Genomic DNA, 21743 nt, shown 5'->3' on the forward strand with positions numbered 1-21743 from the left:
CAAAATGTAAAAGCGACCAATCCTTGTCTATGCTGATGACGCCTTGCTGGTAATTCAGGGTTGGATTGCCATGCGCACACCACGGCGGAGTCTGTGGTGAATAAATAGAGTCGTCCCATTAACGGGGCATGACCCAGCATCAACCGACAAGGATGTAATTCCCATGAAGCCTGCCTCTCTTAGTGAAGGCCATCGCGGCCCCGCTCAAATCTGGAACAGCGCACCGCAGCTGGCGCAAATCCCGCCTATCTCTACCGCTTCGCTGGTGCCCGCCGGCGCGCGCGTGGTGATCATCGCGCCCCATCCCGGCGACGAGGTGGTGGCCTGCGGTGGTCTACTGCAATTGCTCAGCACCCTGGAACACCCTCTGCAACTGATCTCCATCACTGACGGCAGCGCCAGCCACCCGGGCTCCTGCGTATGGCCGGCCAGACGCCTGAGTGTGGTGCGCCCCCAGGAAAGCGCCGAAGCGCTGCGCCGCCTGGGCATGCCCTTGCACAGCCTGAAGTGGATTCGCGGCGGTTTCTGCGACAACGCCCTCGCCGCTCGCGAGCCGCAGTTGAGCCAATTTATCGCGCGCTACCTGCAACCGGGCGACGTGGTGTTTACCACGTGGCGCAACGACGGCAATGACGACCATGACGTCGTCGGCCGTGCCAGCGCCAAAGCCTGCAGCCTGGTGGGTGCGCAACTGTATGAACTGCCGATCTGGGCCTGGCACTGCCCCGCCCGCGAGGGTGCGATGATCCCCTGGCAGCGGGCACGCAAGGTACGCCTGGACACCTGGACTGTGGCGCGCAAGCTCCACGCCGCCCATGCGTATGCCAGCCAGTTGGCGGGCGACCCGCAGATTGGCCTGGCGCCGATATTGGCCCAGGTGCTGCTGGAGCGTATGCGCGAGCCTTACGAAATTGTGTTTGTGTAATCGCCCACTCGTCTGTACCTGTTATTTCTGACAGTGGCGCCCCGCACGATGTGTGGCTATGGTGCAAAAAGCGCTGCACAGCTTGAGGTGCAGTCGAGAAAGCCATGCCAACCCTTTGCATTGGCCGGTGTTTTCGAACAGGTAACCCGTCGTCCCTGATCCGTATCGCGCGTCACGTTGTCATGGTCTGGCCTGCACCTGCCTTTGCCGGTATCGGTGCAACTCTCCCCTCTCGCGAGGACGGATCATGCGCTCACAGACTTTGCCCCTGCTGTACCTGGTTGCCTTGGCGACGTTGCCGCCCGCGTCTTACGGGGCGTGTACCATCAACAACACCGCCGGCGATGACCTCTCTTCCTGCGACAGCGGCACGGCGCCGGGGTTTACCGACAGCGCGGGCAACAACACCCTGAACATCAGCACCACGGGACGAGTTACCGGGAATGTGACCTATGGCGCCGGCAACGATCTGGTGGATGTGAACGGGCCGAGTGCCGGGATCGACGGCAACCTCAACCAGGGCGATGGCAGTAATATTTTCCGCCTGAATCTGGGCAGCATCACCGGCAGCGTAAGCCAGGGCTCGGGCGCGGATGTGGCACAGATCAGCGGCGGCCAGGCCGGCGCCGTCACCCAAGGCGCAGGTGTCGACAGCTACGCCCAGAGCGGCGGCACCATTGCTTCACTGGCCCAAGGCGATGGCCTGGATACCTTCAACATGAGTGGCGGCACCATCACCGGAGCCTTCGAGGATGGCGACCAGGCCAAGATGAGCGGTGGCAGCATCGGCCGGGTCGACATGAAGCTCGACAACAACCTGTTCGATATGTCGGGTGGCAGGATCATCGGCAACCTGGTGGCCGGCTTCGGCAACGACACCATCCTGATCTCGGGCACGGCCTTTGTCGGCGGCAACATCAGTGTCAGCGGTGGCAACGACGTCGTGACCGTCTCGGGTGGCGACGTCAACGGGCAGATACTCCTCAGCTTTGGCAACGACGAGTTCGGCTGGACGGGCGGAAACCTGCACTCGTTCGTGCTGATGGGCGCGGGTGACGATACTGCGGTGCTGCAAAACCTGGTCAATGCCCAACTGGCTGCGGCGCAATTGGTCGACGGCGGCCTGGGTGTCGACACGCTCACACTGGACAATACCAAGGCAGGCGATCCGGGCCTGTTTCCCAACTGGGAAAGCATTCGTCTGGACAACCAGTCGCAGCTGACCCTGGGCGGAACGCTGAAACTGGGTGACAGCGCTACCGGCACCGGCAGCCTGAGCATCGACGGGACCAGTGAACTGTTGATCGGCACAGGGGTGATCGACCCATTTACGGCTGGCCAACGGGTGAACGTCACCAACAGCGGCACCCTCAACATGACCACCGGCAACACCCGTACCAGCGACACCCTGACCATCAATGGCAATTACACCGGCGACAACGGGCGGCTTGCACTGCAAAGCGCCTTGGGTGCGGATGATTCCCCCAGCGACAAACTCATTATCAACCAGGGCACCCTCGCCGGTACCACCGCCCTCAACGTCACGAACCTCGGCGGCGCGGGGGCGGCGACCCTGCAGGACGGCATCCAGGTGGTGCAGGCCCTCAACGGCGCCTCTGGCAGCGGTAACGCGTTTACGCTGGCCGGGCCGGTGTCCGCCGGGGCGTTCGACTACTACCTGTTCAAGGGCGGCGTAACGGCCGGTACGGCGGAGAACTACTACCTGCGCTCGACGATCCCCGTGGTGCCGCCTGGCCCGGTGATTATCGTGCCGTTACCCACCCCGGTTCCCGGTGAACCACCGCTGCCGCCCAATCCCGGGACCGAACCGATCCCTATTTATCGTCCGGAAGTGCCGATCTACGCTGCATTGTTTCCCGCCGCACAGCAACTCGTGCAGGGCATGCTCGGCACCTTCCACCAGCGAATGGGTGACCAAAGCCAGCAGTTGCACACCGGCCCATTCACGTCGGGCTGGGGACGGACCTACGGCAATAGCACGCGCCAGAGTTTTACCGGGACGGTCAGCCCGTCGCTCGACAGTTCGGTGACCGGCTTCCAAGTGGGTAGCGACCTGTACGCCAGCACCTACGACAATGGCCTGACCCAACGCAGCGGGTTCTTCGTCGGCCACAGCACCCTCAAAGGCAATATCAAAGGCTTCAACGGTGGCTGGCAGGACAAGGACGCCGGCAAGACCACCTTGCGCGGGGACAGCCTGGGGGTTTACTGGACACTGATCAGGGCCAACCAGGCCTACCTCGACCTGGTCTTGATGGGCACCCGCTTCGACGGCAATAACGAGTCGGATCGTGGCGTGAAGATGGACACCCGGGGGCACAATGTCACGGCGTCCGCCGAAGTCGGCTGGCCGTTTGCCGGGATGGGTAACTGGGTGGTTGAACCCCAGGCGCAACTGATCGTCGGCAAGACCAAACTGGATAAGCAAAACGACGGGATCTCTGACGTCTCCTATGACGCCGACACCACCGTCACCAGCCGCTTGGGTGTACGCCTGCGCGGTGACTATCAGGTCCGCAGCGTGCCGCTTCAACCCTATGTACGGGCGAATGTCTGGCACACCAGTGCCGGGCAGAACACCGTCACCTTCAACGACGTGACAGCAATTGACACTGAGCAGAAGTCCACCACCCTGGACCTGAGCGCCGGCGCCACGCTGAAGGTAGCCACGGGCATCAGCCTGTACGCCGAGGTGGGCTACAACCGCAACCTGGACAGCAACACCTTCAACGGCCGCCAGGGCACGGTCGGCCTGAGAATGGAGTTCTAATCACCTATGACCGGGATTGACCACCCCGGCCGCCTTGAAGCGTGAAAACTGAAAGGCAATGCCCAGCCAGATAAACCAGGCCGGCATCACGCATAGCGCCAAGCGTGTATCCGGCCGCAACGCCAGCAGGCACAACACGAAGGCCAGGAACGCCAGGGAAAACCAGGCCATCGGCACACCGCCGGGCATCTTGTAGAGGGATTTGGCGTGCAGGTCCGGGCGTTTTTTGCGATAGGCGATATAGGACGCGAGGATGGTCGACCAGGTGAAAATCACCAGGATCGCCGACACCGTCGACACAATCGTGAAGGCAGTCATCACCTCCGGCACCACAAACAGCAGCGCCAGGCCGAGCAGCATCAAAAACGTGGTAAATGCCAGGCTGATAAACGGCACGCTGCTTTTCGACAGCCGACCGAAGATACCCGGTGCGTCCCCCAGGTCTGCCAGGCCGAATAACATGCGGCTGGCGGAAAACACTCCACTGTTGGCCGACGATGCCGCCGAGGTCAGCACCACGAAATTGACGATCCCCGCCGCAGCCGGAAAGCCTGCTACCAAAAACAACTCAACGAACGGACTTTTGCTCGGCGACACCTGTTGCCACGACGTCACCGCAATGATGCACGCCAGGGCCAGCACGTAGAACAAGATGATGCGCAGCGGTATCGAGTTGATCGCCTTGGGCAAGGTCTTCTCCGGCGCACGGGTTTCAGCCGCTGCGGTGCCGATCAGTTCGGTGCCGGCAAAGGAAAAGATCGCCATCTGGAACCCGGCGAAAAAGCCGAACAGGCCATTGGGAAACGCCGCCTGTTTATCCAGCAGGTGGCTCAAGGACGCCGTGACGCCAGTGGGCGAGACAAACGAGCTGGCAATCAGCACCACACTCACACCGATCAGGGTCAGCACCGCGATGATCTTGATGATCGCGAACCAGAACTCCACTTCACCGAACAGTTTTACCGTCAGCACGTTCAACGCGAACAGCGTCAGCAGCATGCCCACCGCCGGGATCCACGCCGGCACATGCGGGAACCAGTACTGGAAAAACCCGCCGACCACCACCGCATCCCCCACCACCGCCACGCTCCAGCTCAGCCAGTACGACCAGCCGAGAAAGAACGCCGCACGCGGCCCCAGGTAAGCGCCGGCAAAGTCGGCGAAGCTCTTGAAGTTGAGGTTGGACAGCAGCAGCTCACCCATGGCGCGCATCACGAAATACACGAACAGCCCGATGATCATGTAGATCAGGATGATCGAGGTACCGGACAACGCGATGATCTTGCCGGAGCCCATGAACAGGCCGGTGCCGATCGCACCGCCCATGGCCATCAACTGGATATGGCGGTTGCTCAGGGTGCGTTGCAATGCAGGCTTTTCACAAAGCCCGGACGTGGTTGTTTTCATCACAAAACCTCTTGTTATGTTTTTGAGTTTTGGCAGAAAAAAGAATCGAGCGCGTGTTGTTATTGGCTCAGGCGGTCTTGCTTTCGAAGCCGTGCAGGACGTTGACGGCATTGATGCCGATCTCATCGACCATGTAGCCGCCTTCCATCACGAACAGTGTCGGGACGCCGACGCTGGCGATGAGCTCGCCCATGCTGAGGAAGTCCTGGCTGTCGAGCAGGAAGTGGCTGATGGGGTCGTCCTTGAAGGTGTCGACGCCGAGGGAGATCACCAGCACGTCGGGGGCGAAGTGTTTCAGTTGCTGGCAAGCGTGGATCAGCGCGGTTTTGTACTGACCCCACGTGGTGTTTTTCGGCAAAGGGTAATTAAGGTTGAAGCCCTCCCCGGCACCTGCGCCGCGTTCGCTGGCGGCGCCGGAAAAATACGGATAGGACACCGAAGGCTCGCCGTGCAGGGAGATGAACAGCACATCCGGGCGGTCGTAGAAAATATTCTGCGTACCGTTACCGTGGTGGAAATCCACATCCAGTACCGCGACGCGCTTGGCGCCTTGGGTGATGGCCTGTTGCGCGGCAATCGCGGCGTTGTTGAGGTAGCAATAGCCGCCCATGTATTCGCGGGCCGCATGGTGCCCCGGTGGGCGGCACAGGGCGAAGGCGCTGTTGTGGCCTTCGTCGATCAGCGCGAGGCCGGTGAGCGCAATATCTGCGCTGGTCTTGACGGCGTGCCAGGTGGTGGCGGTGATCGGCGAGCCGGCGTCCATGGCGAAAAAGCCCAGCTTGCCGTCGATAAAGTCCGGCACCTGTTGATTGGCCAGGTCGCGCACCGGCCATACCAGCGGCAGCGCGTCATGGCTGCGGCCGATGGCGGTCCATTCGGCCCAGGCGGTTTCGAGGAAGCTGACGTAGCGTTCGCTGTGGGCGTTGACGTAACAGGCACGCTCAAAGCTGCGCGGCACGATGATATCGCCCAGCCCAACGTGTCGGACGCGGTCACGCACGGTGTCGGCGCGGCTGGGTTGTTCGAATGAGGGCTTGAGCACGCCGTCCTTGAGTTCGGTGCCGTGGTGCAAACGGTGGTCATCACTAAAAACAGTCAGCATTTGGATACATCCGCCAGTAAAAGACAGGGTCTATTTTGTTCTGGCAGCGCAGGGCTTTCTTTGCTTTTACTTCTGACGCTGATAGCTTTATCGGGTGTTTTTACCCACGCGATAGCCAAATATGAAAAATAAAACCAAACAGGTCGTTCTTGACGACACCGATCTCGCCATCCTCGCCCTGCTGCAGGAAGACGCGAGTATTTCCAACGCCCAACTGAGCGAGCGTCTGTCCCTGAGCCTCACCCCCTGCTGGCGCCGGCGCAAACGCCTGGAAGAAGAAGGCGTGATCAAGGACTACCAGGCCAACCTGGATCGCAAGCTGCTCGGCCTGGACATCATGGCGTTTGTACACGTGCGTTTTGCGATCCACACCGACCATGCGCCGGATGCGTTTGAAGCGGTGATCAAAGAGCTGCCTCAGGTGCTGTCTTGCCACAAGATCACTGGCGATGCGGACTATCTGTTGCAGGTATTGGCGGAGGATCTGGACAGCTACAGCGAGTTTGTCGAGAGCGTGCTGCGGCGGCAGCTGGGGATTGCGTCGATCCAGTCGAGCCTGGCATTGCGCGAGGTGAAGGCGACGAGTCGGGTGGCGATTCCAAAACGCGATTGAACGCGCTAAAGAAGACATTGAACACGGCAGGTGATGGCTAAAAGCCTGCCCTCGGCATGTGAAAAATTCGTTAACTAATTCTCCCCAAAGGCTTTTTTACTTCAAGTCATTGCGGCACAATAATGCGAATAATTATCAACAGATTTATTATTCGCCAAGGACGGCACTTAGGGGAGAGTCCGTTCCATGTCAGTGCAACAACACGGCGGTAAAGGTTTTACACTCACTCTGATCGCTTTGGCGGTGTGTCTTGCCACCTCGCACGCGGCCTTCGCGGCCGATGCTGAAACGCCGACAACCACCTTGGAACTGGGCGCTACCCAGATCTCCGGCGAGCAGCAATTGGGCGAAACCACCGAGGGCACGCAGTCCTACACCACCGGCGCGATGAAAACCGCGACCAAACTGCCCCTCACCTTGCGTGAAACCCCGCAGGCCGTCACCGTCATCACACGCCAGCGCATGGATGACCAGGCGATGACCAGCATCAACGACGTGGTCAACGCCACGCCTGGGTTGTTCCTCAATTATTCCAACGGCCCAGGCCGGCAGTCCTATACCTCACGCGGTTTCGACATCGACAACCTGATGTACGACGGCATCCCCAGCGGCTACAACGGCGTTTCCGTAGGCGCCCAGCCGAACCTGGCGATGTTCGACCGTGTCGAGGTAGTGCGTGGCGCCACCGGCCTGGTGACCGGTGCGGGCAACCCTTCGGCGGCCATCAACCTGGTCCGCAAGCGGCCGCTGGACGAACAGAAAGTCACCCTCACCGGCGCCGCCGGCAGCTGGGATGACTACCGTGGCGAGCTCGACGCCTCCAGCCCGCTCAATGACAGCGGCACCTGGCGCGGCCGGGTGGTCACCTCCTACCGCGACGCCAACAGTTTCATCGACAACGCCGAGTCCTATCACGGCCTGTTCTATGCCGTCACCGAAGCCGACCTGAGCGAAGACACCACCCTCACCCTCGGCTTCTCGAACCAGAAGGACAAGACCAACTACTTCTGGGGCTCGTCGATGATCGGCCAGGACGGCCATCACCTCGACCTGCCACGCTCCTACAACCCCGGTACCGACTGGGAGAACAAGGACCAGGAAATCAACACGGTATTCGCCGAACTGCGCCAACGCCTGGCCTATGACTGGAAGCTTCAGGTCAACGCCAACTACGCCGAACAGAACGCGTTATTTTCCGGCTCTTATCAGTCGCGCTGGGTCAACAACACCCTGGCGCGGACGGTCTACCAGGCCGCTTACGACGAAAACCAGGCTGGCGTCGACGCCTTTGCCAGCGGCCCGTTCCAGGCATTCGGACGTACCCATGAACTGGTGGTGGGTGCCAGCCGACGCATCTACGACATGACCACCCATAACTACAGCCCCTACGACACCAACTGGCCCCTCACCGCGGGCAAACCGGACTTCGTCCACACCACCAACGACCGTGAGGTCACCACCCAGGACGGTGTCTACGTGACCACGCGCCTGAGCCTGGCGGACCCGTTGAAGCTGATCCTCGGCGGGCGCCTGGACTGGTATGACTACGACGCCCATGGCAGCAACACCGGCGACTACAAGGTCACGCGCAACCTCACGCGCTATGCGGGGCTGATCTACGAGCTGGACGACCAACATTCGGTCTACGTCAGCTACAGCGACATCTTCACGCCGCAGAGTTCCAAGGACACCTCCGGCACCCCGGTCAAACCTATTGTCGGTAAGAACTACGAGGTCGGCATCAAGGGCGAATACCTGGGTGGCGCGCTGAATGCGAGCGTGGCGCTGTTCCGTGTCGACCAAGAAAACCGCGCCACGCAAGTGACCGTGCAAAACTGCCCACAGACGGAATGCTATGAAGCCTCCGGCGAGATTCGCAGCCAGGGTATCGACTTCGAACTGCAAGGCGCGCTGACCGAAAACTGGCAGGTCGGCGGTGGCTACACCTACGCCCGCACCCACACCATCAAGGACGAGGCCAACCCACAGAAGGTCAACAAGCAGTACGACACGGACATTCCGGAGCACCTGTTCAAGCTGACCACCCGCTACAACTTCCAAGGCCCGCTGGAAAAACTGCGCGTGGGCGGCAACATCTCTTGGCAGAGTCGCATGTACAACGACGTCAAACTGGCGGATGGCAGCACCTACCGCCTCCAACAGGGCGCCTACGCCGTCACCGACCTGATGGCCGGCTACAAGGTCAACGACCACCTCGACCTGCAGCTCAACGCCAACAACATCTTCGACCGCCGCTATTACTCCACCATCGCCAACTCCGTGAGCTACGGCGGCGACGCCTACGGCACCCCACGCAACATGATGCTGACGGCCAAGTACAGCTTCTGATCCACCTCGCGTCCTCGGCTGCCCGCTCGGATAGCCGCTCAGCGAACTCTTTCCCCGTGGCGAACGGGGGCCCTCATGTGGGAGGGGGCTTGCTCCCGATAGCGGTGGGTCAGTCAATGATGCTGTGACTGTGCTACCGCTATCGGGAGCAAGCCCCCTCCCACATTGCCCCCCCGCTTGTCACCAGGAATGTCGTCTGCCCCCTCTGAACGCACTCGCGCTTAAAGTCCCCTCCCCCAAAGCCGATAAGCTTTTTGGTTTCCCTGCACCCGCAAGTGCCTGAACGCGGGCCGTAGTGGCACGCCGCATGCTTTGATCCTGGCCAGACCACATGGAGTAAGAGTGAATGCTCGCACGCGCACGTTTCCTGGAGCACTACCGCAAGGCCGACCGCATCATGCTGGCACTTATCTGGCTGATGTTCCTGTTCTCCCTCGGCCTGGCGTTCTGGCACGACACGTTGCTCCAGGCCATAGTCGTGGGTGGTGGCACCAGCGTGGTGCTCTCCGCGCTCTATCGAGCCATCAGCGGCACCCGTGTGATGCGTTGTGCCTTGGGCGCTGGCCTGATGGTGATGGCAGCGCTGCAGATCAACCAGGCACAAGGCGTGATCGAAGCGCATTTCGGGATTTTCGCGCTGCTGGCAGTGCTGACGTTCTATCGAGACTGGCTGCCGATCCTGGTGGCGGCGCTCACCATTGCCGTGCACCACGTGGTGTTCCACGCCTTGCAACATCAAGGCTTCCCGGTGTTTGTGATGGCGCATCACGGCGGTTGGACCATGGTGTTTGTCCACGCCTTCTACGTGGTGATGGAAACCGTCGCCCTGCTCTACCTCGCTGTACACAGCCAGGCCGAAGCCGTCGAGAGCCAGGAAATGCTCGAGAAGATGCTCGCCGTCACGTCCCAGTTCACCGGAGAAAGCACTCAGGGTGAAGGCAAGGTACGCGTGTCCCTTGCAAGGCGTTTCGAGCACTTCCTGCAGCAACTCACCCACCTGATCGACGGTGTCGCCCGCGACTCCCATGGCTTGGGCCAACTGGGCCAGGAACTGGCCAGCGCCAGCGGCACCCTGGAAAAAGGTGCGCGGCACCAACTGGCGGAAATCACCCAGATGACCGGCTCGATGAAACGTATGGAAGACGCCATGGGCCACATCGCCGTGCATGTCGAACAAGCGGTGGAACACGCCGGCAAAGCCAGCAAACAAATCCTGTGCGGCCAGGAAAGCGTCGGCCGCGCCCAGCACGAAATCACCCAACTCGCCTCACGCCTGGAAGGCACCAACCAGACCGTCCAAGGCCTGGCCACGCAAACCGAGCAAATCGGCTCCGTGCTCGAAGTCATCAGCAGCATCGCCAACCAGACCAACCTCCTCGCCCTCAACGCCGCCATCGAAGCCGCCCGCGCTGGCGAACAAGGCCGCGGCTTCGCGGTCGTCGCCGACGAAGTGCGCAGCCTGGCGCAACGCACCGCCGTGTCCACCCAGGAAATCAAAACCATCATCGAGGGCCTGCAGCAAGGCAGCCGCCAGGCCGTGGAAGCCATGCACGACAGCCGCCAGGGCGTGGAACGGTGTGTGGAGGACAGTCAACTGGCAGTGGAAATGCTGCAAGCGGTGGGTAACGACATTACCCAGATCGACGAGTTGAACGGGCGGATTGTGATGACTACCCGCGAGCAGACCTCGGCGAACCTGGAGATTGTGGGGCGGTTGCAGTCGGTGCAGAGCATTGCTCAAAACACCGCTGACGAGGTGGAGATGCTGGCCAGGAGCAGCGAGCAGTTGCCGCCGATTGCGGTGCGGTTGGATGCGTTGGGGAGGCGGTTTCACCCCTGATAGTTTGGGGCTCGCAATCAGCCGGAAGCCATCACGGGGCTCGTCTTGATGACCCGGGCCGCCGCAGGTCCTGAACGTTCGCTTAGTCTTGCTTCACCAGCTCGACCCTGCGGTTTTCAGCTTTGCCTGCCTCGGTGGCGTTGTCGGCCACCGGGTCAGCCTCGCCAAATCCGGCCGCAGATAACCTCGCCGCGTCGATGCCCTTGGCGGTGATGGCGGCCTCAACGGCCTTGGCGCAGCCGTATGACAGTGTCTTGTTGTGCGCGGGATCACCGCTGTGATCGGTGTAGCCGTTAATGGCCAGTTTCAACGATGTATTTTGCTTGAGTAACAACAACACTTGCTCGATCTGTGGCTGTGAACCCGGAAGGATGCGGGTCTGGTCAGTCGCAAAGTTGATGTGCGATGCCACCTTGCCGGTTTTATCTATCTGCGCTTTCAGTTCACTGGCCGGCAACAGGCTGGCAGTTATTTGCAACGGTTTGGTTTCGGCAATTAGCAGGCCGCCGCCGAACGCGTAGCTGCACAAATGAATCCAGATATCGCGGTCGGCGCGATGGATAACAAACACCTGCGCGGCGTTATTCCAAATGTCCCCCAGGCCACTGTTGTATTTGAGCGCGAAGTCCCACGGCCATTCTTTGATCTTCTGGTCAGGGTCTTCCGGAATCCTGCCATCGAAGATCTTGCTGCCGCCCAACGAGGACACGACGGACTCGAGGTTGCGCTGCAATTCCAGGTCGGAGAACGCCTTGTCCTGCGCGGCGTCGATATGGGCTGACCAGACCTTGCCTTGGTGATGGTCGAGCGGATAAAGGGTGCTGCTGTCGTTGGCTGCTTATAAAACCGGGGCTATCGAGATAACTCAATAGCACAGCTGCCCTATTGCATCGCGCTTTAGCGCTGGATCACAGTTGTTCGCGCTCTAATACGTCTTTTTTTACGCTATTCGACGCTGCCGATCGTATTGAACAGGGATGCTTTTTTTGAAACCTATAACCACCAGAAAAATTGAAATGAACGCTGCGCTGGCGATGGCCTTGATCTCGCTGTTAACCACCAGCGCTACTTGGACCGAGGCAGCCGTTGGTGCAACAGCCTCCTCGGCACCGTGTACCAATGAAGCGGATTTCCAGGCCGGCACCGTTGTGGAGTCTGAAAGTCGCGACAACACCTCTGCCGTAACCAATCGTGGTAAAACCGAAACGCTGGGCCATGAAGACTTCGCAGGGGCCAACCCAGTGGCGTCATTACACACCACGTTCATAGGCAATTCGCCGGTGTATTTAACGACCACCTTTGCGCAAATCAAGGACGGCCAGTTGATTCGCTATGGTGATCGGCACGGTGCCGGGCCTTCGTTGACCACTACTCTTTATACCCCTCCTCCCACCACGCCGCTGGATTTACAACCCGGGCAGACAGTCGCCGTCAGTTACAAGAACCAGGTCGTCAGCGGCGGCAACACGCTTGAGTTTGAGGTATCAGAAAAGCTGACCTACAACGGCCGCGAGACGATCAAGACAGCACTCGGGACGTTCGAAACCTGTCGCTTCACCAATGAAATTTCCACTGGATCAACGTCCGGTCAACAACCGACCCAGAAGGTCGTGGTGCAGAATTGGTTTGCTGCCGAAGGGCCCTACCGTGGGCAATCAATCAGGTCGGCCAGTCTCTCCGGCACGAATGGTGGACAGGAGCGGCTCGTTGAAGTGGTCAAGATGCGATATGAGACTCGAGCCAACTAGGTATCTTTATGCCCAGGCGATGAGAAGGAGGATAGCACTGCCCTTCCTGGCAACGGGTTCAAGCACGCTGTTTGTGCCGCAGTTGTATCGACCAAAATACACTTAATTGCTTAATGGCTTTTAGTAACTAGTACAGGTGTACTAGTTCAGCTGTTCTATATCATAAGTTGCATGAGTCGGACATGATCAAAGCGTGTTTTCATTGATCTGGACGGGTTGTGCTTGCTGATATGAGTTGCCGAATTGTGGTGGCGGACGAACACCCACTTTATCGAGAGGGCATGACAGGATTACTGGAGTGCTTAATACCTGGAGCAAAAATAAAACAGGCAGGAAACCTGGAGGAAGTCTGGGTTCTCCTGGATCGCTGGCAACCTGTCGCCATGCTCTTTATCGAAGTATATTTGCCAGGACTTTGCTCCTTGAAAGAGCTTGCAAAACTGTGCGGGGAAAGAGGCACTACTGCAGTCGTTGTTGTTTCGACAGTCGATGACAGCATGATCATTACGCGAGTAATGGAGGCTGGCGCCAAAGGGTTTATTGGCAAGAACATTTCAGCCGAAGAGGTACGTAACGCCATCCACGATATTCGTAATGGCCAAGTAGTGGTCAAATACGAACCGACCGAATCACCATCATTTGAAAGTGATCACGCGATGGGCAAACTGACGTCGCGGCAGCGGGAAGTCTGGAATTTGATCGCACAAGGTAAAACCAACAAGGAAATTGCCGCTGAACTGGAAATCTCTCCCTATACCGTGCGTATTCACGTGTCTTCGCTGATACGTGCCCTGAACGTACCCAACAGAGCAGTAGCCGCCGCGCGTTTCGCAGGGCGCTACACCTGCTAGTCCCGTAATGGATCTAAGGGTAACTCACACTTCATTGACTTGACCTGTTCAAGCAACACGTTACGCAGTTCCGGCGGTCGCACGGGTTTTGCCAGTACCGAGATATTAAATGCATGCAGTGATTGACGGATGCGCTCGATTTCGTGCCCGGTGATGAACATCGACATTGAGCAACTGGCTGATGCGCTTGACGATGGACAAGCCCAACCCCAGGCCCTCAACATCTTGTCGCGTGCGTGGCGCACCCGGTAAAACTCTTTGAATACGTCCGGCAAATGTTCAGCGGCGATACCGCAGCCCTTATCGTAAACAACCACGGCCAAGCCCTTTGCCTGGCGTCTGACACCGATCAGCACGGGCTCCCCCGATGCGTACTTGATCGCATTGGACACCAGGTTTTGCACCATGGTGGTCAATAGCCCCCCATTGACGTTCACCCAATGCCGACAAGGGTGCAGGCGCAGCTCAACCCCGGCCCAGCGGGTGGCCTCGATGTTCTGTTTGACAACCTCCTGCAGCAGCGCGCCCAGGTTCACCGGCTCCGCTTGCGGTTCCAGCTTTCCGTTATCGAGGGTGTAGATATCCGAAATCGAACGGAACAGTTGAGAGACGGTATGCAGCGAGCGGTCGATGTTGTCCACCAGTCGCAATTCTTCACCGCCCAGATTCGCGTCACGCAGGCACGCGGTGAACAGGCCGATGGAGTGGATGGGCTGGCGCAGGTCGTGGCTGGCCAGGGCCAGATAGTGTGAGCCGAAACGCATGCCATTACCCAGGGTCACCCAGAGCAGCGCAGCATAGATAGGCAATGCACCTTCGCCTCCCAGCGCCATGGCGAAAGCGATACCGGTGTAGTCATGAAGCATGGAGAGCAAGCGCCGCCAAAAAAGTGTCCTGGCCAGCGCTTGATCGCCATGCGCAGGAATATCGACACCACGATGAATGTCGAGATATACACAATGATGGGCGTGTAGGCTGTGGTATCACTGGGGCGCAACCCGCTCAGTACGATGATGTACAGCAACGCACAGGCGCTAACGATCAGGCGTAACGTGGCCTGATTGAGTTCGCTGTTCTTTTCCACGCGTTCAACCTCATGGACCATGGGGGATGCATCGCTGGATGCCGCCCCCTTGAGAACAATAAGGCGTAGGTTGGCGTGTTAAGGCATCAAACGACACGGCGTGTCGTATCAGAAGTGGAACGTGTCAGTAAAGCCTGTAGTAATCCACCACGTCATCCACGAAGTAAATTATCAACCTCGTTCCCTGGGTCTGGCTTTGAGCTTTTTTCGTGCCCGTCACACTGCCGACATCATTGGCGACACCTTGAGCCTTGGACACTTGCGACGAGGCGTCGTACATCTTCAGGCTTGTCTCGGTCGAGACATATTTGTGGGCCAGGGTCATGTACTTTTCCAGACCCTCCTGGTTTTTATCATAGGTCCAGTTGGACCCGTTGCTTCTGCTCGTTGAATCAAGTTCCTCTTCGGCTGGAGCGCCGAACAATTGTGTCACCTGACTCTTGGTAGTTTTTCCCGGGATGATGGTTTTCTTCAGGTAAGCAACATCGTACTTTTGTGCTCCAGGATTTAAGGAATTCATCAAATCCCCAGTGTTAGCACAGCCTCCCAAGCCGGCGGTCAGTAAGCACAGAGCGAATCCGATTCTAATTAGTTTTCCATATCTTAAGCACATAGACTTACCTTGAGTTGTGTTTAATACCATTCCATTTCGACCGGATGCACGGTGAAGTTGACACAGCGTAGTGCAACTAATCGAGCCTTTGAATTGACAGGCGGGCAAACACACTGGAACACCTCGACGTTGAAGTTCAAGTGCGTTCCGGTGTGCGCTCTGGCTCAAAGCCTTTAAGACTTTTTCGAGCGTGTACAGCTTATGGGCGCGCGTGAGCTGACGCTATAGTACAAGTGTGCTATAGGCGGCCAATAGGAACTTGTCTAGCATAGCTAGATGGACATTAACGGCTTGAATTAATGTAATAAATTGCTCGCCAGTTGATGTAATGTCGGATTATTGAATCCGCCTGAATGGAGTCGAAATATGAAATCATGGACCACCGTCTTATCCATTCTGATGCTGTCCGGGTGTGCGGGTTCTCCCTTGAGTAATCTGGTTATGAACCAGCGTTATCAAACGACATCGGACATTACTGCTTCATGGGTAGGTGCATCCGAAGATGAGTTGGTGACGTCATGGGGGGCGCCAAAAAACAGCCACGGCCTCAGTGATGGCAACTCGAGAATCATCGGCTACGACTACGTATGGCTTACAAACGGCAGTCGTTCGATGGAATGGGGTTATGTGCCTGATTACGCCCGTTGCGAACAGCGGTTCATGATTGAAAAGGGCGTGGTGACCCGCTGGTATTCATCTGGCGACTGTCCAAAAAGGCCTAAAGGCGCCAAGTTGATCCCCGGTAACACCCCCGTGCCCCAACCCACGCTCTAATGTTCATTGCACCGTCTTGATTCAAGTATCGAGCTTGCCCGGCCACCCACTGGCACCGGGAAAGTTACTGAATTGAGCCGCCGCCGCCGCACGGGTGGGCACCCCCAGGGACTTAAGCAGAGTGGAAACATGGATGCGTACGGTGAACGGGGAGATACCCAGTTGCTTGGCTATTTCCTTATTGGTCTTGCCCGCTGCAACCAGGCCGAGCACTTGCCGTTGGCGGGCGGTGAGTGAGGCAAGGCTTGGGTCCAGAAGGGGGTTTTCGGGGTTGTACTTCACCACGACTTCCCCTTCCCGAATCGCCAGGATGGCTTCGGCAATGCCTGCCGGATCAACGTTTTTGCCGATAAAGCCATCAGCGCCTTGGGCGATGACCTGGGAAATAATGTCCAGGTCATCGACCATCGACACCACAATGATCGAGGTGCGCTTGAACTCGTTGCGCAGCTGGCCTATGACCTGCATAGACGTGATACCGGGAAAGCGCAGGTCCAGAATCAACGAATCAACTTCTGCGCCCGTACGCGCCAGCGCCAGTACTTCATCCAGATTGCCCGCCTGCTCTATCATCGCTGTCGGCATAAGCCGTTCTATGGTTCTCAGCATACCTTCGCGAAACAGAGGATGGTCATCTGCCACTATGATTCTGTGCGTCATGTCAAGGTCCATCTCACCTCAGGTCCGGCGCATCGTAACGCAAACTGTAACGCCAGGTTTCAACTTTTAAGCGACTTCTTACCCTGGAGAATCGCAATGAACATGACGGAAAAGAACAGTGAACTGGACCAGGCCACGTTGCGGTTGACGGTCAGCACCTGTGCTTCGCTGTACATCCTTGTGGTGGCCCTCCTTCCTTCAAGTGACTTCGCCACCTATGTACCGATCATGTGGTACATGGCGTTTTTCATCAGCGTGGCAGTCCCCCTGCGCATGGCGATCAAGCGCTGGCCAGGGCACTTCTTCTGGCGCCGATTGTTCGCCATGGCCCATGACTATACCGGCATCGCTTTCGCCATGATCGTGGGTGGAGAGGGGGCGTTGCCGGTTTATGCCGCGCTGCTCTGGGTCACATTGGGCAATGGCATGCGCTTTGGCTCGCGCTACTTGACCGCCGCGACACTCATCGCGCTGAGCATGCTGGTCATGATCTTCATGCTTACCCCTTTCTGGCGCGCACAGCCCTACATGTTCCTGATGCTGATCGTGACCACCATCGTCGTGCCGGCCTATGCGCACATTCTGCTCAAACGCACGCGTATCGCATCGGAAGAGGCAATCGCCGCCAATCAGGAAAAATCACGCTTTCTGGCCCAGGCCAGCCACGACCTGCGCCAGCCCATCCACTCCATCGGCCTGTTCACCGCATGCCTGCGTGACGCGAATCTGGGCGGCGAAGAACTGCGACTGGTGGACAACATCGACCGCTCGCTGCATACCGTCTCTCAACTGTTCCGTTCGATCCTGGATATCTACACCCTCGACAACGGAAAGCTGGAACCGCAAGCGGAACCGGTGAACCTGGGGGCGCTGCTGCGGGATGTCGTCAAACAGAACACCGAGGCCGCGCGCTGGGCCGGGGTTCAACTGCGCCTGCGCCCTTGCGAGCACTGGGTGAATGTCAATGCGGGGCTGTTGACCACCATGGTGCAGAATCTGGTGTCAAATACGCTCAAGTATGCGTCCGGCCAACCTGTCTTGATCGGTGTGCGTCCCAGAGGCAAGGACTTGGCCATTGTCATCTACGACAAGGGACGCGGCATCGCCGCTGAACATTTACCGGACGTATTCAAGGAGTTTTACCGGGTACGCCACGCACGCGACAAGGATGTCGAGGGCCTGGGGTTGGGCTTGTCCATCGTCAAGCGCATCAGCCAGTTGCTCAATCTGGATATCCAGTTGGACTCCCGACTCGGCCAAGGCACCCGCGCCACTATCCAACGCCTGGAAAGCGTCGCGCCAGGCACCGAGACACAACGGCCAGCGGCCACGCAAAGCCGTCTGCAGGGACTGCGGGTATGCCTGGTGGAAGACGATTCCAACGTACTGATGGCGACCTCGGCCTTGCTGGAAAAATGGGGATGCGAGGTAGAAAGTCATAGCGATGGACTGAACGTGACCACGGAATGCGACATCATCATTGCCGACTTCGACCTGGGCCCTAGGATTTCAGGCTCCGAGTGTATCGCTGCGATTCGCGAACAGCGTGGTTGGGAAGTACCGGCCATGATCATGACCGGTCATGAAATCGAGCGTATCCGCAGCACATTGATCCACATGAATATCTCCATCCTGTCCAAGCCCGTGCGTCCGCCTGAATTGCGAACGACCTTGCTCGAACTGACCAAGCATTTCGCCAGGGAAATGGGTTAGCTGGAGGATGTCCATGCCCGGACATAACCGGGTGCGACGGTGTGTGGAATGCACGCCTATCATTAGCGCGGCCTGCCATTCGCCTGTCGGTTTGCGGCGAGGTCATAGGTCACTTGTCGTATTGATGTCGCTCGCTACCCGCTATCCAATGCACCTGGGGAACGTGCCTCGCTGAATCAACGTTGTTTCAGCGCTGACCGGTCCTCCGCTGCCTTAATTTGGATGCAGTTCAATTAAGCGTAAGGAGTGTCCCAGCCGAAGGACGGGCGGTTAGTTTTGACAACCGTGCCACCTTGACCGACTCGGGCCACACAGCGACCAAGTGATAGAGGGAGTTTCCATGAAAGACAATATGAAGAAAGTACGTTCGACCATCGCAATAGCATTGGCTCTCTCAGCAGGTCTTGCGTTCAGCGGCACGGCCAGCGCCTTTACTTTTGAACATGGATGGAGTTGCCAGAATAAGTGGTACCAAATGGGGCTTATTGAACTGATTGCTTGCGGAGGAGGAGGCGATGGTTGATCTGCCTGGGTCTTTTTCAGGCATATGAAGGAGCGATAGTTCATTAACGCTTCACACACACAAACAACGCATTCCCGGTCACGCCCTCCCAGGGCGTGATCCGCTCATAGTCATGCTCGAACACCTGCACCTCGAAGTGCGGCTGTAACAGTGCCTGCAACTCAGTGAAACTCAGCGCCACCATGGCATGCTCATCCTGCCAAGCCTCCGTCACCCCCGCCGTGGTCTTCTCGATGCTCAGGCGCAGCGCCTGCTGCTGCCCTTCTCCGCTGTAATACCAGCCGGACCCGAAGGTGAAGTGGCTGCCTTCAAACTCGACGCTATGGCGTACGAGCAAGCGGTTGTCGATATGCAGCTTGTCCACCGCGTTGAAGCAGAACACGCCGTTGTCTGCGAGTGCGCCGTGCACGCTGGCGAAGCAGGCGCGCAGTTGGGCCAGCCCGGGGTTGTAATGGGTCGAGTACAGGAAGCAGGTGATCAGGTCTTGCGGTTCGTCCACCTGGAAACCGGCCATGTCCTGGCGGCTGAACTGTGCTTCGGGGCAGCGCAGTTGGGCGAGGTCCAGCATCGGTTGGCTGATGTCCAGGCCGGCGCTGCGGTAGCCGAAGTCGAGGAAGTGGCGCACATGGGGCCCGGTGCCACAGGCAAGGTCCAGATGGCGGCGCCCGTCATTGCCGAACAATTGGTGCAGGCGGCGCACGCTGTGGCTTTGCGCGCGGTAGTCAATGTCGGCGCACATCAGGTCGTAGTAGATGGACAGGTCGGTGTACAGCGCGTTGGAGGACATAAGTAGCCAGAGGGTTCGGCGGGAATTTCGCGGCGGCATGGTAACCCAGTCCTGGGCGTAAACCGCTACACTCGCACCTCAACCATCCGCCAAGGAGGCAACCATGAGCGTTCGCGGTCAAGACCGACAGATCGACAATATCGAGTTCAACGTGGGTGACATCGCCCGCAGCAAAGCCTTTTACGGCGCGGTTTTCGGCTGGGAATTCGTCGATTACGGCCCCACCTACACCGAGTTCAGCGATGGGCGACTGACCGGCGGCTTCACTACCGGGGAGCCCGTTCGACCGGGTGGCCCGTTGGTGATCCTGTACGCGGATGATCTTGAAGGCACGCAGCAGCGGCTCAAATCCATCGGCGCCGTGATCAGCCGGGAAACCTTTTCGTTCCCTGGCGGGAGCAGGTTTCACTTCATTGATCCGGATGGTTATGAACTGGCGGTGTGGACCGCTCAACCGTAGCGGCGCTGGCTGCAACGCCAGGCGTGGAAGCGCAATTGCGCTCCCGCAGGCTGGCGAGCGCCGCTACTGCAACGGCACATAAATATCGGTCTGCCATTGATCCTGCGGTGTCTCGGGGGAGATGCTCAGGTACTCGAAAAACAAGGGCTGGTCTCGAAGTTCCTCGCCGCTGCCAGGGAGCCAGTCGCGATAGATCGGATAGATCGACTCTGCGATGTGATCCGGCGAACCCACATGACGCACCACTACACAGCGCCCGCCCGGGATGACGCGTTCAGTGATGCCGAACTCATTCGCTGCCAGCACCTCGTCAATCTCGCCGCAAATGGCAAACCGGAACTCGTCGGCCGGGGTCGTATCAGGATTGCCGAAAGGAATACCAAAGCTGCGACTCGAAGCCACCGGCGACTGTCCGCTCTGCATGCGCCACGCGATGAATGTCTGCACGCTTTCATCCACGAGCCCCGGGTCGCCGCGGTGCTCGAAGGCTGCAACCCTGACTGAATGAAACTCCACAATTCGTACCTGCATGATGATGCTCCTGGAAAAATGAGGGACGCTGAACACCGCACGCCAGACCTGCCAATTCGGTCGTTTTCTGAATGCACTCGGCGCCATGCCGAACGCCCGCCTGAACGCCCTGGAAAAGGCCTCGGGACTTTCGAAACCCGCACCCAACGCCGCCTCCAGCACCGAATAATCAGCGCGGGAAGACAAGCCATGCGCCGCACGTCGCAGACGCATCAGTTGCACATAGCGTGCAACCGGCATGCCCACGAACGCGGTGAATTGCCGATGGAAGTGAAACGCCGAAAAATGCGCCACCTGGCTCAGCGTCTTCACCGACAAGTCACCTTCAAGATTCGCGTCGATATAGGCGAGTACAGCGTCGAAACGCTTTGTGTAGGCGGCGTTGCCTGGCAAGTCAGACACTGTTGGTAGCTCCGGGATATGCGCTGGACCATAGGATCAACTATACCGACATGCCTGCGCCTAGCCGTACTTGCTGAGGTGTGTGTGTGCCAGTGCGGACCTCGTCGGCCCCTTAAGTGCTCGCGGGGCCCGGGTCTGGAAGCTTGGCAATCACCTTGATCTCAAACTGGTACCCATACAGCCACGTAACCCCTACGCCAGTCAGCGTCGGGTGTGGCGCTTCGCCCCAGAACTCCGGCACCACCTTCCAGATCGTCTCGAACCTGGATTCGGGATCGACGATAAACACCGTCACGTCAATCACATCGTCAAAGGTGCAACCGGCAGCGCCCAGGATCGCATTCAGGTTGTTGAACGCCAGACGGACCTGATCCTCCAGGTCGGGTTCGGGCGAACCGTCCTCATGGCTGCCGACCTGCCCCGACACGAATAAAAAGCCATTGGACTTGACGGCGGGTGTATAGCGATTGCGTTCATACAGCGCCTGGCGTCCAGGCGGAAAAACCACATTACGCTGCGTCATGGAAGCCTCCATCAAAGGGTCGAAATTGACCCGCAATTAGCGATGGG

19 protein-coding genes and 1 pseudogene are annotated in these 21743 nt (G+C 58.6%); 11 read left to right on the plus strand and 9 right to left on the minus strand.

Annotated elements, in window-relative coordinates:
- Positions 1-163: 163 nt before the first annotated feature.
- The gene (locus HDC32_RS02775) at positions 164-925 is read left to right on the plus strand and encodes a PIG-L deacetylase family protein (RefSeq protein ID WP_131696143.1); all 762 of its coding nucleotides are present in this window, start codon (positions 164-166) and stop codon (positions 923-925) included.
- A 247-nt stretch (positions 926-1172) separates the two neighbouring features.
- Positions 1173-3716, plus strand: coding sequence for an autotransporter outer membrane beta-barrel domain-containing protein (locus tag HDC32_RS02780; protein ID WP_184742398.1), 2544 nt, complete (start codon positions 1173-1175; stop codon positions 3714-3716).
- Here the strand turns inward: HDC32_RS02780 and HDC32_RS02785 are convergent, their stop codons facing one another.
- Both HDC32_RS02785 and HDC32_RS02790 read right to left on the minus strand, forming a co-directional pair.
- Positions 3717-5123 (minus strand): amino acid permease, encoded by a 1407-nt coding sequence (locus HDC32_RS02785; RefSeq protein ID WP_131696141.1) that lies wholly within the window; start codon positions 5121-5123, stop codon positions 3717-3719. It abuts the gene before it with no gap.
- A 67-nt stretch (positions 5124-5190) separates the two neighbouring features.
- Positions 5191-6225 (minus strand): histone deacetylase family protein, encoded by a 1035-nt coding sequence (locus tag HDC32_RS02790; RefSeq protein WP_131696140.1) that lies wholly within the window; start codon positions 6223-6225, stop codon positions 5191-5193.
- A gap of 121 nt (positions 6226-6346) precedes the next feature.
- Between HDC32_RS02790 and HDC32_RS02795 the strand changes: the two genes are divergently transcribed.
- The 3 genes from HDC32_RS02795 (at position 6347) to HDC32_RS32205 (ending at position 11027) form a co-directional block, all read left to right on the plus strand.
- On the plus strand, positions 6347-6838 hold the full coding sequence (locus HDC32_RS02795) for an Lrp/AsnC family transcriptional regulator (RefSeq protein WP_131696139.1): 492 nt from the start codon (positions 6347-6349) through the stop codon (positions 6836-6838).
- 186 nt (positions 6839-7024) lie between these two features.
- Positions 7025-9187 (plus strand): TonB-dependent siderophore receptor, encoded by a 2163-nt coding sequence (locus tag HDC32_RS02800; protein ID WP_145337745.1) that lies wholly within the window; start codon positions 7025-7027, stop codon positions 9185-9187.
- A 346-nt stretch (positions 9188-9533) separates the two neighbouring features.
- Complete coding sequence (locus HDC32_RS32205) at positions 9534-11027, plus strand: methyl-accepting chemotaxis protein (protein WP_184742400.1); 1494 nt, start codon at positions 9534-9536, stop codon at positions 11025-11027.
- A gap of 82 nt (positions 11028-11109) precedes the next feature.
- On the opposite strand, the gene HDC32_RS02810 is transcribed toward HDC32_RS32205, so the two are convergent.
- Entirely contained in the window at positions 11110-11727 is a 618-nt protein-coding gene (locus HDC32_RS02810; RefSeq protein WP_260403571.1) for an OmpA family protein, read from the minus strand.
- A gap of 334 nt (positions 11728-12061) precedes the next feature.
- On the opposite strand from HDC32_RS02810, the gene HDC32_RS02815 reads away from it, so the two are divergent.
- Positions 12062-12775, plus strand: coding sequence for a hypothetical protein (locus HDC32_RS02815; RefSeq protein ID WP_184744080.1), 714 nt, complete (start codon positions 12062-12064; stop codon positions 12773-12775).
- A gap of 230 nt (positions 12776-13005) precedes the next feature.
- On the plus strand, positions 13006-13626 hold the full coding sequence (locus tag HDC32_RS02820; protein ID WP_184744083.1) for a response regulator transcription factor: 621 nt from the start codon (positions 13006-13008) through the stop codon (positions 13624-13626).
- A gap of 141 nt (positions 13627-13767) precedes the next feature.
- Here the strand turns inward: HDC32_RS02820 and HDC32_RS02825 are convergent.
- Both HDC32_RS02825 and HDC32_RS02830 read right to left on the minus strand, forming a co-directional pair.
- Positions 13768-14731 (minus strand): annotated as a pseudogene (locus HDC32_RS02825) (sensor histidine kinase); the annotation flags it as partial.
- Between the two features lie 103 nt (positions 14732-14834).
- Positions 14835-15230 carry a hypothetical protein gene (locus HDC32_RS02830; protein WP_145337742.1) on the minus strand — a complete coding sequence of 132 codons (396 nt, stop codon included), beginning with the start codon at positions 15228-15230 and terminating at the stop codon, positions 14835-14837.
- 459 nt (positions 15231-15689) lie between these two features.
- On the opposite strand from HDC32_RS02830, the gene HDC32_RS02835 reads away from it, so the two are divergent.
- The gene (locus tag HDC32_RS02835) at positions 15690-16097 is read left to right on the plus strand and encodes a hypothetical protein (protein ID WP_145337741.1); all 408 of its coding nucleotides are present in this window, start codon (positions 15690-15692) and stop codon (positions 16095-16097) included.
- A 21-nt stretch (positions 16098-16118) separates the two neighbouring features.
- Here HDC32_RS02835 and HDC32_RS02840 read toward each other — a convergent pair whose 3' ends face one another.
- Entirely contained in the window at positions 16119-16757 is a 639-nt protein-coding gene (locus HDC32_RS02840) for a response regulator transcription factor (RefSeq protein WP_065925236.1), read from the minus strand.
- Between the two features lie 96 nt (positions 16758-16853).
- Between HDC32_RS02840 and HDC32_RS02845 the strand changes: the two genes are divergently transcribed.
- Both HDC32_RS02845 and HDC32_RS02850 read left to right on the plus strand, forming a co-directional pair.
- Entirely contained in the window at positions 16854-18470 is a 1617-nt protein-coding gene (locus HDC32_RS02845) for a hybrid sensor histidine kinase/response regulator (protein ID WP_409438469.1), read from the plus strand.
- A gap of 340 nt (positions 18471-18810) precedes the next feature.
- Positions 18811-18993 carry a hypothetical protein gene (locus HDC32_RS02850; RefSeq protein WP_184742402.1) on the plus strand — a complete coding sequence of 61 codons (183 nt, stop codon included), beginning with the start codon at positions 18811-18813 and terminating at the stop codon, positions 18991-18993.
- 43 nt (positions 18994-19036) lie between these two features.
- Here HDC32_RS02850 and HDC32_RS02855 read toward each other — a convergent pair whose 3' ends face one another.
- Positions 19037-19780, minus strand: coding sequence for a class I SAM-dependent methyltransferase (locus tag HDC32_RS02855; RefSeq protein ID WP_167656740.1), 744 nt, complete (start codon positions 19778-19780; stop codon positions 19037-19039).
- A gap of 103 nt (positions 19781-19883) precedes the next feature.
- Here HDC32_RS02855 and HDC32_RS02860 point away from each other — a divergent pair, with 103 nt between their 5' ends.
- Positions 19884-20240: a VOC family protein gene (locus HDC32_RS02860; protein ID WP_184742403.1), complete on the plus strand. Its 357-nt coding sequence runs from the start codon at positions 19884-19886 to the stop codon at positions 20238-20240.
- Positions 20241-20303: 63 nt separating this feature from the next.
- Here the strand turns inward: HDC32_RS02860 and HDC32_RS02865 are convergent, their stop codons facing one another.
- Entirely contained in the window at positions 20304-21173 is an 870-nt protein-coding gene (locus HDC32_RS02865) for a GyrI-like domain-containing protein (RefSeq protein WP_184742405.1), read from the minus strand.
- Between the two features lie 112 nt (positions 21174-21285).
- The gene (locus HDC32_RS02870; RefSeq protein WP_184742407.1) at positions 21286-21696 is read right to left on the minus strand and encodes a RidA family protein; all 411 of its coding nucleotides are present in this window, start codon (positions 21694-21696) and stop codon (positions 21286-21288) included.
- Positions 21697-21743: the final 47 nt, after the last annotated feature.

The sequence above is a fragment of the Pseudomonas sp. JAI120 genome (assembly GCF_014207255.1).
Classification (GTDB): Bacteria; Pseudomonadota; Gammaproteobacteria; order Pseudomonadales; family Pseudomonadaceae; genus Aquipseudomonas.